This window comes from Roseateles sp. GW821-FHT03B02 (assembly GCF_059421025.1).
Genome location: NZ_JBWKUV010000003.1, coordinates 440,293 through 452,124, shown reverse-complemented (window position 1 = coordinate 452,124; position 11,832 = coordinate 440,293). Strand labels below are relative to the sequence as shown.

Sequence of the window (11,832 nt, the reverse complement as noted above, 5' to 3'; positions counted from 1 at the left end):
GTGAGCCCGTGCTCACACGCCGCTAAGTACTTGTTTTGACTTGGATCATGACGGTTGCATGACCGAGTTTTCGGTGTGAAAACTTCTGTCAATTGGGGGAGTCCGGGCGCTTTTGCCCTGTTCCCCCGTGGAACCACGAGCCGGTTCAGCCGCGCGCGGCGTTGGCGTCGGCGACGGTCAGCGCCGTCATGTTGACGATGCGGCGCACGGTGGCCGACGGCGTCAGCACATGCACTGGCTTGGCCGCGCCGAGCAGCACGGGGCCGATGGCGATGCCGCCGCCGGCCGCCGTCTTGAGCAGGTTGTAGGAGATGTTGGCAGCATCGATGTTGGGCAGCACCAGCAGGTTGGCCTCGCCAGTCAGCGGGCTGTGGGGCATCAGCTGCTTGCGGTAGGGTGCGTCCAGGGCCGTGTCGCCGTGCATCTCGCCGTCGACCTCCAGCCAGGGCGCGAGCTGCTGGATCAGCGCCAGCGTGTCGCGCATCTTCACGGCGGAGGGCTTGTCGCTGGTGCCGAAGTTGCTGTGCGACAGCAGCGCGGCCTTCGGGGTCAGGCCGAAGCGGCACATCTCCTGGGCGGCCAGGATGGTGATCTCGGCCAGTTCTTCGGCGGTCGGGTCGTAGTTGACGTGGGTGTCCACCAGCATGACCTGGCGGCCGGGCAGGATCAGCCCGTTCATGCAGGCATAGGTCTTCACGCCTGCGCGCTTTCCGATGACCTGGTCGATGTACTGCAGATGCGTGGCGGTGGTGCCCCAGGTGCCGCAGAGCATGCCGTCGACCTCGCCCTTGTGCAGCAGCATGGTGCTGATGAGGGTCAGGCGGCGGCGCATCTCGATCTTGGCGAGCTGCTGGGTGACGCCTTTGCGCTCGGTCATGCGCAGATAGGTCTGCCAATAGTCGCGGTAGCGCTCATCGTGCTCGACGTTGACGACGTCGTAGTCGCGCCCCTGCTGCAGGCGCAGGCCGAAGCGCTCGGCGCGCTCGGCGATGACCGCCGGGCGGCCCACCAGCGTCGGCCGGGCCAGGCCCTCGTCCACGACGACCTGGGCGGCGCGCAGCACGCGCTCCTCCTCACCCTCGGCGTAGGCGACGCGCTTGTTGGGCGCGCGCTTGGCGGCGGTGAAGATGGGCTTCATGGTGTTGCCCGAGGCGTAGACGAAGCTCTGCAGCTTCTCGCGGTAGGCGTCCCAGTCCTGGATCGGGCGCGCCGCGACGCCGGAGTCGGCGGCCGCCTTGGCCACGGCCGGGGCAATGCGCATCATCAGCCGCGGATCGAAGGGCTTGGGGATGAGGTATTCCGGGCCGAAGGACAGCGTGGCGCCCACGTAGGCTGCGGCGACCACCTCGCTCTGCTCGGCCTGCGCCAGCTCGGCGATGGCCTGCACGGCCGCGATCTCCATCTCGACGTTGATGGTCGTGGCGCCCGAGTCCAGCGCGCCGCGGAAGATGTAGGGGAAGCACAGGACGTTGTTGACCTGGTTGGGATAGTCCGTGCGGCCCGTGGCCATGATGGCGTCGCTGCGCACGGCCTGGACTTCCTCCGGCAGGATCTCTGGCGTCGGGTTGGCCAGCGCGAAGATCAGCGGCCTGGCAGCCATGGTGGCCACCATGTCGGCCTTCAGCACGCCGCCGGCGGACAGGCCCAGGAACACGTCGGCGCCCTTGATCACGTCGCGCAGCGAGCGCAGATCGGTCTTCTGCGCGTACTCGGCCTTGTCCGGGTCCATCAGCTCCGTGCGGCCCTCGTAAACGACGCCGGCCAGGTCGGTCACCCAGATGTTTTCCCTGGGCAGGCCCAGCTTCACCAGCAGCGAGATGCAGGCCAGCGCCGCCGCGCCCGCGCCGGAGGTGACGAGCTTGACCTGCTTGATGTCCTTGCCCACGACCTTCAGGCCGTTCAGGAAGGCCGCGCCCACCACGATGGCCGTGCCGTGCTGGTCGTCGTGGAAGACGGGGATCTTCATGCGCTCGCGCAGTTTGCGCTCGACGTAGAAGCAGTCCGGCGCCTTGATGTCTTCGAGGTTGATGCCGCCGAAGGTGGGCTCCAGCGCGGCGATGCAGTCCACGAGCTTGTCCAGGTCGTTCTCGGCCACTTCGAGGTCGAAGACGTCGATGCCGGCAAACTTCTTGAACAGCACGCCCTTGCCTTCCATGACCGGCTTGGACGCCAGCGGGCCGATGTTGCCCAGGCCCAGCACGGCCGTGCCGTTGGAGACCACGGCGACGAGATTGCCGCGCGAGGTGTAGCGGAAGGCGTTGGCCGGATCGGCCACGATCTCTTCACAAGCCGCGGCCACGCCGGGCGAGTAGGCCAGCGCCAGGTCCCGCTGGTTGATCAGCTGCTTGGTGGCCGCGATGGCGACCTTGCCGGGCGTCGGGAACTCGTGATATTCGAGGGCGGCCTGGCGGAGCTGGGCGCGTTTTTCTTCTGAGCTGGGCATGGCAAGAATCAGGATTCCGACGGGGGCTGGAATCATGCCACCGCAGCCGGCCGGGGTCGCTGTGGATGTCCACAGGGTCTAATCGCGGCATGGGCGAGTTCGATCTGATCCGGCGCTTCTTCCAGCGCCCTGTGCACGAGTATTCAGCAGCCGGTGTCGAGGTGGGCGTGGGCGACGACTGCGCCGTGCTCGTGCCCACGCCGGGCGCACGCTGGCTGGTCTCCAGCGACATGCTGGTCGAGGGGCGGCATTTCCTGTCCACGGTGGACCCGGCGCGCCTGGGCCACAAGGCCCTGGCCGTCAACCTCAGCGACCTGGCCGCCTGCGGCGCCACGCCACGAGGCTTCACATTGGCCCTGGCCCTGCCGCGCGTTGACGAAGCCTGGCTGGCCGGTTTTTCGCGCGGCCTGTTGGCCCTGGCCGACGCCAGCGGCTGCCCGCTGGTGGGCGGCGACACGACGCAGGGGCCGCTCAACCTCTGCATCACCGTCTTCGGCGAGGCGCCGGCCGGGCAGGTCCTGCTGCGCAGCGGTGCGCGGGTGGGCGACGAGGTCTGGGTGTCGGGCGCGCTGGGTGATGCGCGGCTGGCGCTGGAAATCTTCCGCGGCAACGTTTCGCTGTCCGGCGACGGCTTCGACCGCGTGCGCGCCGCCATGGAGCTGCCAACACCAAGGCTGGCTCTCGGCCAGGCGCTGCGCGGCACCGCGACGGCGGCGCTGGACATCTCCGACGGCCTGCTCGGCGACCTGGGCCACATCCTCGCCGCCTCCGGCGTCGGTGCCCGCCTCGACGTCGACGCCCTGCCGCGCAGCGCCGTGCTGGCCGAACAGCCGCAGGCCCTGCAGCGCGAATGCCTGCTGGCCGGTGGCGACGACTACGAACTCGTCTTCACCGCGCCCCCCGGCGCCCGCCTGCCGGACCTGGGCGTGGCGCTGACGCGCATCGGCCGCATCGAAGCCGAGCCGGGCCTGCGTGTCGTCGACGCGCGTGGCGCCGCGGTCGAGCATGGCCTGCGCTCCTTCGATCATTTCAAGTCATGAGCTCAGCCCCCATCCGACCGACCCCGGCCTTCATGCTGCGCCACCCCGCGCGCTGGATCGCGCTGGGCTTCGGCAGCGGCCTCGCGCCTAAGGCGCCCGGCACCGTTGGCACGCTGTGGGCCTGGCTGGTCTTCGCCGTCATCGCGCCCTGGATGGGCGACGTGGCCTGGGCCGCGCTCATCGGTGGCGGCACCCTCGTGGGCTGGTGGGCCTGCACGGTCACGGCCCGGCACCTGAACACGCCCGACCCGGGCGCCGTCGTCTGGGACGAGGTGCTGGCCTTCTGGCTCATCCTGTGGCTGATCGGACCGGCCGGCTGGCTGGGCCAGCTCATCGCCTTCGGCCTGTTCCGCTTCTTCGATGCGGCCAAGCCCGGCCCGGTGGGCTGGGCGGACCGGCTCTTCAAGGCCGAGCGCGGTGCCGCGGGAACTTACGAAATAGGCTGGGCCCAGGGCTTCGGAATCCTGTTCGACGACTTCGTGGCCGCCGGCTGTACGCTTGCCGTCATCGCGCTCTACCGCTTCACGCTGGGGTGATGCCATGTTTGCCGACGACTCCGAACTGATCCACCGCATCGCCGTCGCCCTCATCCAGCGCCGCGAGCGCATCGGCACGGCCGAGAGCTGCACCGGCGGCCTCATCGCGGCGGCCTGCACGAGCCTGGCGGGTTCCAGCGCCTGGTTCGAGCGCGGCGTCGTCACCTACAGCAACGAGGCCAAGGCCGAGCTGCTGGGCGTGCCCAAGGGCCTGATCGCGCTGCACGGCGCCGTCAGCGCCGAGGTCGCCGAGCACATGGCCCGCGGCCTGCTGGCCCATGCACCCATCGACTGGGCGCTGTCCGTCACCGGCATCGCCGGCCCGACGGGCGGCAGCGCCGACAAGCCCGTGGGCACGGTCTGGCTGGCCCTGGTGCACGCCGGCCAGCCGGCCCGGGTCTGGCGCGAGAACTTTAGCGGCGACCGTCAGGCCGTGCGGTCGCAGACGTTGACGGCGGGGCTGGCCGCGCTCTGCGAGGCCCTGGAAGACTGCGACAGCTAGCCGAGTTTCGCCATCAGGCTCTCGGCCGTGACGGCCGAGGTGTCGGGCGGCTGCCAGGTCTTGGCCCAGGCGATGAACTGCTCCTGCGGCATGGGCTTGCAGATGTAGTAGCCCTGGCCTTCGTCGCAGCCCAGGCGCGACAGCATGGCCCAGGCCTTCAGCGTCTCCAGGCCTTCGGCCACGACCGTCAGGCCCAGGTTGTGCGCCAGTTCGATGGTCGAGCGCACGATGCGGGCGTCGTCCAGGTCGCGCTCCATGGCCATGACGAAGCTCTTGTCGATCTTCAGCTCGTCGACCGGCAGGCGCTTCAGGTAGGCCAGCGACGAGTAGCCGGTGCCGAAGTCGTCGATGGACAGCTTGAAGCCCATGGCGTGCACGTGCTCCAGCGTGGACAGTGCCCGCTCGGGGTCGTCCATGATGGCGCTCTCGGTGATCTCCAGGCACAGCGAGGCCGGCGGCAGCTTCAGCGGCGCCACCATGGCCTCGATCTTGGCCGGCAGGTCCTGGTCCATCAGGTCGCGCGTGGACAGGTTGACCGACAGTCGCAGCGTGAGCCCGGCGTCCGCCGCCTCGCGCGCGAACCTGGCCGCGCCCGACAGCACCCAGGCGCTGAGCATGCGGATGAAGCCCGTCTGCTCGGCGAAGGGGATGAACTGCATCGGCGGCACCAGGCCGCGCGTCGGATGCTGCCAGCGCACGAGCGCCTCGGCGCCGATGACCCGGCCCTTCTGCAGGTCGACCTTGGGCTGCAGGTACAGGCGCAGCTCGTTGTCCTCCACCGCGCGGCGCAGCTCGGACAGCAGCGACAGGGACTCCTGGCTGCCGGCGTCCAGCTGGGCGTGGTAGATCAGGCTGCCGCATTGACGGGTCTTCGCGGCATACATCGCCAGCTCGGCGCGGCCCAGCAGCAGATTGACGTCATGGCCGTGCTCGGGAAAGAGGGCGATGCCGATGCCGGCGCCGAGGTCGATGGTCTCGTTGTCGATCTGCAGCGGGTGCTCGAAGTCCTTCAGGATGGCCAGCGCCGCCTCGCTGGCGGCATGGGCGTCGGTACGCGCCAGCAAGATGGCGAACTCGTCGCCCGACAGCCGCGCCAGCACCGAGTGGGCCGGCGCGCACAGCGCCTGCAGCCGCTCGGCCACGCTCTGCAGCAGGCGGTCGCCGACCTCGTGGCCCAGCACGTCGTTGACATGCTTGAAGCGGTCCAGGTCCAGCATCAGCACGGCGCCGGGCTGGTCGCTGTTGACGAGGTGGTGCTGCAGGAACTCGGCGAAGCGCGCGCGGTTGGGCAGCAGCGTCAGCTGGTCGACATAGGCCAGGTTGTTGACGAGGGCGTCGCGGCGGCGGATGCCTTCGCGCATGCTCTCCAGCGCGAGCGCCAGCTTGTGCACCTCGTCCAGCTTGGAGGTGGACGGGACCGGCGTGTCGTAGTCGCCGCCCTCCAGCCGCCGCGCCGAGGCGGACAGCGCCGTGATCGGGTTGCTGATGCCGCGTGCCAGCAGCACGCTCACCAGTGCGAAGACGGCCACGCCCAGCAGCGTCAGGCCCAGCAGCACGAGCTGCAACTGCTGGTAGGGGGCTAGCGCCACGTCCAGCGAGCGCAGCAGCAGCACGCCCAGCGGCTGGTCGCCGCCGATCAGCGGCACGAAGCGGGCGCGCATGCGCTCGCCAGCCAGCTCGACGACGCCATCCATCGGCGCCGTCCTGCCCAGACCCGACCGCAGCGCCGCGCCGGCCTCGCCGTCCAGGTTGTCGACGATGCTCAGCCAGGGCCTGGCCGGACTCTGCAGCAGCACCACGCTCTGCAGCTCCGACAGGGCCTTGAGGTCGTCCAGCACCTCGCGGTCCAGCGCGAAGGCCATCAGCACCCAGCCCACCGGTGCCGGCGTGCGCACCTGCACGGCGACGACCTGGTAGACCTGGCTGCCCTGCACGGCCAGCGCCGCGCCCTCGTTGCTCAGGACGATCTGGCGCAGCGCCGAGCCGAAGGCCGCCGAGCCGTCGCGCGTGGCGGCGACGAGGTGCTGCTGGTCGTCGAAGTAGGCGACGACCGAGGCGCCGACGCGCTCGCCCTGGTTGACGAGGGCGTCCTTGATGGTCTCGACCGTGCCCGCCTCGGCCAGCGACAGGCCCACCGTGCTGCGAAAGCCGTAGTCCTTGGCCAGCAGCTCGGCCGCGTCGCGCAGCTTGCCGGCGCGCTGCTCCAGCACGCGGCGCAGCACGCGCTCGCCGGTCTGCAGCTCGGCGGCCAGGGAGTCTTCGGCGTTGTGGGTGATGCTGGCATGGATGGCGCCGAAGCTGACGAGCTGAACAACCAGCAGCAGCGCCAGGAAGAGGGCGACGATGCGCCCCTCCAGGCGGCGCAGGTTCAGCCAGGCGGGCCAGCGCATCGTGCCCGGCTTACTCGGCGAGCGTCAGCGCGACGGGGCCGCCGGCGGCCGGTACGTCGAGCCTGAGGCTCTGCAGCGTCGGCGACTTCTGGCCCGCGTGCCAGGCCTTGACCCCATGCTCGCCGGCAGGCAGGTCGAACGTCGCCTGGCCTTTGTCGTCGGTGCGCGCGAAGCTCGGTGTGTCGACGACGACGATGTGGGCGCTCATGCGGTCGTGGATGTTGCAACCCAAAGCGGCCACGCCCGGCTTGTCGAAGACGATGGGCTCGGCCGGCGTGCCCGAGTAGAGCTTGATGTCGATGACCTTGATTGGCGAGAACGAGTAGACGTGATGCCGCACGGTGTCGAAGTTCGGGAAGTTCACGGCCGTGCCGGTCTGCACGATGAGCAGCTGGGGCGTGAACTGGCGGTCGCGCTGGCCCATCTCGGCCTTGGCGCCGGTCGCTTTGCCCGTGCGCCCCTTGACCTCGACGGCCACGGCGGCGCCGGCCACCGGCTGGCCATTCGGGCCGCGCAGCTGCACGGTCACGGGCACGGCCTGGGAAGCGAAGCCCGTCATCGCGAGGGCGGCGGAAATCAGCGGGCGAGGAGGGATCGTCATGGTGGCAAGGGCTCCGCCCCGACGATAGCCCAATCGGCCTCAGCGGGCAGCCAGAACAGCCCCAGTTTTGCCGCTGGCAGCCTCACCCAGCATCAGGGCCAGGCGGCGCAGCGCGGCCCAGGGGTCGGCGGGCCAGTCAGGGTGGCGCAACCCCTTGACGAGGCCGTCGCAGACCTGGGCGGCCTGCACCAGCGCACCCGCCTGGGTCGCGTCCAGCCGCGGCGCGATGCGTTCGATGAGGCGCTCCTTGGCCCCCCAGACGCGCGCTTCGCGCAGGGCCAGCGGCAGCGGCTTGCCGGCATCCAGCGCGGCGCGCACGCGGGCCAGCGCCCGGGCGTCCTCGGCCAGCGTCCAGTGCACCAGCACGGCGGCCTCGCCCTCGGCCTCCAGGCCGTCGAGCATGCGCAGCATGCGCGGCACGGCGCCCGACAGCACGGCCTCGCTGAGCTTGAAGACGTCGAAGCGTGCCACGTCCAGCACAGCGGCCTCGATCTGGGCCAGCGTCAGCTCGCCCTTGGGATGCAGCAGGGCCAGTTTCTGCAGTTCCTGGTGGGCGGCGAGCAGATTGCCTTCCACGCGGTCGGCGAAGAAGGCCAGGGCCTTCTGGCCGTCTTCGCCCTCAGGCACGGACTGGCCCTGGGCCTTCAGGCGCTGGGCCAGCCAAGCCGGCAGCAGGCGACGCTCGACCGGCTCGACGCGGATGGAGGCGCCGTTGCCGTCCAGCGCGGTGAACCAGGCGCTGGAGAGCTGGGTCTTGTCCAGGCGCGGCAGCGTCACCAGCGTCAGCACGTCATCGGGCGCTGCCTCGGCGTAGCGCTGCAGGGCCTCCGAGCCGTCCTTGCCGGGCTTGCCGCTCGGGATGCGGATCTCGATGAACTGGCGCTCGGAGAACAGGCTCATGGCCTGTGCCGCGGCCAGCACGGGGGCCCAGTCGAAATAGGCGCCGGAGACGGTGAAGATCTGGCGCTCGCCGAACCCTTGGGCGCGCGCCGCGACGCGGATCTGGTCGGCCGCCTCCTGCGCGAGCAGGGGCTCGTCGCCGTGGACGGTGTAGATGCGGGCCAGCCCCTTGGCGAGGTGGCCGGCCAGGCTTTCGGCGCGGAGCTGCATCTCAGCGCCGCACGGCCGCCCGAAGGCGCTGAAGCGCACCTGCGGGGGGCAGGATGCGAAGCAGACGTGGGGGCGTCATGACGGGAGCTTGACCGCCGCGAGGCGGCGCATGACCTGGGCGATGGCGTCGGAGTGCATGGCGCCGTAGAGGTTGGCGGCCTCCTGCTCCTTGGCCAGCGCGGCGGTTTCGGTGAAGTTCATGTCGCGCGTCAGGCGCAGCTCGACCTTGGGCACCAGCAGCTCGCCATCGGCCGTGCGGATCATGTAGTCGAACTGCAGGCGCAGCTGCCATTCACGCACCTGGCCGACGCTGGTGGAGGCCACCACCGTGCGGTCGCGGTACTCACGCAGCGCCTCCAGCACGACCTGGGCGCGGGCCGGGTCTTCGACGAGCTGCACCGGCGTGCGCCTGATCTGGCGCTTGAGCCCGGCCGCCAGCGGCGACTCGGGCGGAAAGCCGGTCAGCGCCAGCGTCTTGAACGGCAGCTCGGGTTCGCGGCGCAGCTCGAAGCCGCAGCCGGCGAGGGCCGTGAGGCCGAGAAGCGCGAAGCGGCGGTTCATCAGACGACGATGTTGACGAGTCGGCCAGGGACGATGACGACCTTCTTGGGCGCCTTGCCTTCGCTGAACTTGGCGAACTCGGGGTTGGCCAGCGCGGCGGCCTCGATGGCTGCCTTGTCGGCGCCGGCCGGCACCTTGACCGAGCCGCGCAGCTTGCCGTTGACCTGCAGCATCAGCTCGATCTCGTCCTGCACCAGCGCGGCCTCGTCCACCGTGGGCCAGGGCGCGTCGAGCAGGTCGCCGAGTTCAGCGGCAAAGCCGAGGTCCTGCCAGAGCTGATGGGCGATGTGGGGCGTGGCGGGGTAGAGCACGCGCAGCAGCACCGAGAAGCCGTCGCGCACCGCCGCGGCCTGGTCTTCCGCCTTGAAGCCTTCCAGCGCGTTGAGCAGCTTCATCGCACCGGAGACGACGGTGTTGTACTGCATGCGCTCGTAGTCGTAGCTGACCTGCTTGAGCACGTTGTGCACCTCGCGGCGCAGCGCCTTGCCGTCGCCGTTCAGCGCCGCGTAGTCGGCGCCGCCGGTCTTGATGGCATCGGCGTTGCGCGCGCCGAAGTTCCAGACGCGCTTCAGGAAGCGGTGGGCGCCTTCGACGGCGGCGTCGTTCCACTCCAGCGTCTGCTCCGGCGGGCTGGCGAACATGACGAACAGGCGGGCCGTGTCGGCGCCGTACTGGTCGATCAGGGCCTGCGGGTCCACGCCGTTGTTCTTGGACTTGGACATCGTCGTCATCTCGTACTCGAGCGGCGTGCCGTCCTTCTTCAGCTTGGCGCCGGCGATGCCGCCCTTGTCGTCGTGGATGACGTCGACCTCGTGGTCCCAGTAGTAGTCCTTGCCGCCGCCCTCGGGCTTGTGGAAGAACGCGCCCTTCAAGACCATGCCCTGGGTCAGCAGCTTCTCGAAGGGCTCTGACACGTTGACGAGCTTGAGGTCGCGCATGACCTTGGTCCAGAAGCGCGCGTACAGCAGGTGCAGGATGGCGTGCTCGATGCCGCCGATGTACTGGTTCATCGGCATCCAGTACCGCGTGCCGTCCGCGACCATCGCCTGGTCGTTGGTCGGGTCGCAATAGCGCATGAAGTACCAGGACGAGTCGACGAAGGTGTCCATCGTGTCCGTCTCGCGCCGTGCGGGCCGGCCGCAGCTTGGGCAGCCGACGTTCAGGAAGCCGGCATGCTTGTTCAGCGGGTTGCCGCTGCCGTCCGGGATCAAGTCCTCGGGCAGCACGACCGGCAGGTCCTGCTCGGGCACGGGCACGACGCCGCAGTCGTCGCAGTGGATGATGGGAATCGGCGTGCCCCAGTAGCGCTGGCGGCTGACGCCCCAGTCGCGCAGGCGCCAGGTGGTCTTCTTCTCGCCCAGGCCCTCGGCAACCAGCAGCTCGGCGACCTTGTTGACAGCGTCGACATGGCCCAGGCCATCGAGCACGCCCGAGTTGATGCAGCGCGCTTTGTGCTTGTCGCCGTACCACTCGGCCCACTGCTTGTCGTCATAGGCCTGGCCTTCGACATCGATGACCTGCTTGATGGGCAGGCCGTACTTCAGTGCGAAGGCGAAGTCGCGCTCGTCATGCGCCGGCACGCCCATGACGGCGCCGTCGCCATAGCTCATCAGCACATAGTTGCCGACCCAGACCTCGACCTGCGCGCCGGTCAGGGGGTGGATGACGAACAGGCCCGTCGGCACGCCCTTCTTGTCCTGGGTGGCGAGCTCGGCCTCGGTCGTGCCGCCGGCCTTGCATTCCTCGATGAAGGCCGCGACCTCGGGTCGGCTCTGGGCCGCGTGCGTGGCGAGGGGATGCTCCGGCGCCACGGCGCAGAAGGTCACGCCCATGATGGTGTCGGCGCGGGTGGTGAACACCCACAGCCGACCGCCGCCATCGATGGTGTGCGGGAACGCGAAGCGCACGCCCTGGCTCTTGCCGATCCAGTTCTCCTGCATCAGCCGCACGCGCTCGGGCCAGCCGCTGAGGTAGTTCGGGTCTTCGGGGTTGGCGACGGCCGACAGGAGTTCCTCGGCGTACTGCGTGATCTTCAGGTAGTAGCCGGGGATCTCGCGCTTCTCGACCAGCGCGCCCGAACGCCAGCCGCGACCGTCGATGACCTGCTCGTTGGCCAGCACGGTCTGGTCCACCGGGTCCCAGTTGACGACTTGCGTGCGGCGCTCGGCGATGCCGGCTTCCAGCATCTTCAGGAACAGCCACTGGTTCCACTTGTAGTAACTGGGCTGACAGGTCGCGACCTCGCGGCTCCAGTCGATGGCCAGGCCCATGGCCTGCATCTGGCCCTTCATGTGGGCGATGTTGGAGTAGGTCCACTGCGCGGGCGGCAGCTTGCCCTTCATCGCGGCGTTCTCGGCCGGCAGGCCGAAGGCGTCCCAGCCCATGGGCATGAGGACGTTGTAGCCCTTCATGCGCAGCTGGCGGGCCAGCATGTCGTTTATCGTGTAGTTGCGCACATGGCCCATGTGCAGCTTGCCCGAGGGGTAGGGCAGCATGGAGCAGGCGTAGAAGTGCGGCTTGCTCGCGTCTTCCGTCACGCGGTAGGCGTCGCGCTCCGTCCAGTAGGCACGGGCGGCGGCTTCGATCTCGTTGGGGCTGTAGCTGGGCGCTTCGGTCTTGGCGTTCATACGCCAAATTGTAGGTGGCGCC

9 protein-coding genes are annotated in these 11,832 nt (G+C 69.5%); 3 read left to right on the top strand and 6 right to left on the bottom strand.

Annotated elements, in window-relative coordinates; genetic code table 11:
• Positions 1-145: 145 nt before the first annotated feature.
• Positions 146-2,443, bottom strand: a complete 2,298-nt coding sequence (locus AC07VX_RS11890; RefSeq protein WP_493164939.1) for an NADP-dependent malic enzyme — start codon at positions 2,441-2,443, stop codon at positions 146-148.
• 89 nt (positions 2,444-2,532) lie between these two features.
• Between AC07VX_RS11890 and thiL the strand changes: the two genes are divergently transcribed.
• The 3 genes from thiL to AC07VX_RS11875 are packed head-to-tail and all read left to right on the top strand — an operon-like array spanning position 2,533 to position 4,521.
• The gene (thiL, locus tag AC07VX_RS11885; protein ID WP_493164938.1) at positions 2,533-3,483 is read left to right on the top strand and encodes a thiamine-phosphate kinase; all 951 of its coding nucleotides are present in this window, start codon (positions 2,533-2,535) and stop codon (positions 3,481-3,483) included.
• The gene (locus tag AC07VX_RS11880; RefSeq protein WP_493164937.1) at positions 3,480-4,019 is read left to right on the top strand and encodes a phosphatidylglycerophosphatase A family protein; all 540 of its coding nucleotides are present in this window, start codon (positions 3,480-3,482) and stop codon (positions 4,017-4,019) included. Before thiL ends, AC07VX_RS11880 begins: the two co-directional genes overlap by 4 nt.
• 4 nt (positions 4,020-4,023) lie before the next feature.
• The gene (locus AC07VX_RS11875; RefSeq protein ID WP_493164936.1) at positions 4,024-4,521 is read left to right on the top strand and encodes a CinA family protein; all 498 of its coding nucleotides are present in this window, start codon (positions 4,024-4,026) and stop codon (positions 4,519-4,521) included.
• On the opposite strand, the gene AC07VX_RS11870 is transcribed toward AC07VX_RS11875, so the two are convergent.
• From AC07VX_RS11870 to leuS, 5 genes are all read right to left on the bottom strand, one after another.
• The gene (locus tag AC07VX_RS11870; RefSeq protein ID WP_493164935.1) at positions 4,518-6,911 is read right to left on the bottom strand and encodes a putative bifunctional diguanylate cyclase/phosphodiesterase; all 2,394 of its coding nucleotides are present in this window, start codon (positions 6,909-6,911) and stop codon (positions 4,518-4,520) included. The two genes, AC07VX_RS11875 and AC07VX_RS11870, sit on opposite strands and share 4 nt — an antisense overlap.
• A gap of 10 nt (positions 6,912-6,921) precedes the next feature.
• Positions 6,922-7,512, bottom strand: coding sequence for a methylamine utilization protein (locus AC07VX_RS11865; protein WP_493164934.1), 591 nt, complete (start codon positions 7,510-7,512; stop codon positions 6,922-6,924).
• A gap of 39 nt (positions 7,513-7,551) precedes the next feature.
• A complete protein-coding gene (gene holA / locus AC07VX_RS11860; protein ID WP_493164933.1) occupies positions 7,552-8,622 on the bottom strand; it encodes a DNA polymerase III subunit delta in 1,071 nt (356 codons plus the stop codon).
• A 75-nt stretch (positions 8,623-8,697) separates the two neighbouring features.
• On the bottom strand, positions 8,698-9,183 hold the full coding sequence (locus AC07VX_RS11855) for an LPS-assembly lipoprotein LptE (RefSeq protein WP_493164932.1): 486 nt from the start codon (positions 9,181-9,183) through the stop codon (positions 8,698-8,700).
• A complete protein-coding gene (gene leuS / locus AC07VX_RS11850; protein ID WP_493164931.1) occupies positions 9,183-11,810 on the bottom strand; it encodes a leucine--tRNA ligase in 2,628 nt (875 codons plus the stop codon). Before leuS ends, AC07VX_RS11855 begins: the two co-directional genes overlap by 1 nt.
• Positions 11,811-11,832 lie beyond the last annotated feature (22 nt).

What these genes read in the sequence shown, in the direction of transcription:
- AC07VX_RS11875 (WP_493164936.1), top strand. Translation starts at nt 4,024, where the DNA reads ATGTTTGCCGACGACTCCGAACTGATCCACCGCATCGCCGTCGCCCTC.
- AC07VX_RS11855 (WP_493164932.1), bottom strand. Translation starts at nt 9,183, where the DNA reads ATGAACCGCCGCTTCGCGCTTCTCGGCCTCACGGCCCTCGCCGGCTGC.
- thiL (WP_493164938.1), top strand. Translation starts at nt 2,533, where the DNA reads ATGGGCGAGTTCGATCTGATCCGGCGCTTCTTCCAGCGCCCTGTGCAC.
- AC07VX_RS11880 (WP_493164937.1), top strand. Translation starts at nt 3,480, where the DNA reads ATGAGCTCAGCCCCCATCCGACCGACCCCGGCCTTCATGCTGCGCCAC.
- AC07VX_RS11865 (WP_493164934.1), bottom strand. Translation starts at nt 7,512, where the DNA reads ATGACGATCCCTCCTCGCCCGCTGATTTCCGCCGCCCTCGCGATGACG.
- AC07VX_RS11890 (WP_493164939.1), bottom strand. Translation starts at nt 2,443, where the DNA reads ATGCCCAGCTCAGAAGAAAAACGCGCCCAGCTCCGCCAGGCCGCCCTC.
- leuS (WP_493164931.1), bottom strand. Translation starts at nt 11,810, where the DNA reads ATGAACGCCAAGACCGAAGCGCCCAGCTACAGCCCCAACGAGATCGAA.
- AC07VX_RS11870 (WP_493164935.1), bottom strand. Translation starts at nt 6,911, where the DNA reads ATGCGCTGGCCCGCCTGGCTGAACCTGCGCCGCCTGGAGGGGCGCATC.
- holA (WP_493164933.1), bottom strand. Translation starts at nt 8,622, where the DNA reads ATGCAGCTCCGCGCCGAAAGCCTGGCCGGCCACCTCGCCAAGGGGCTG.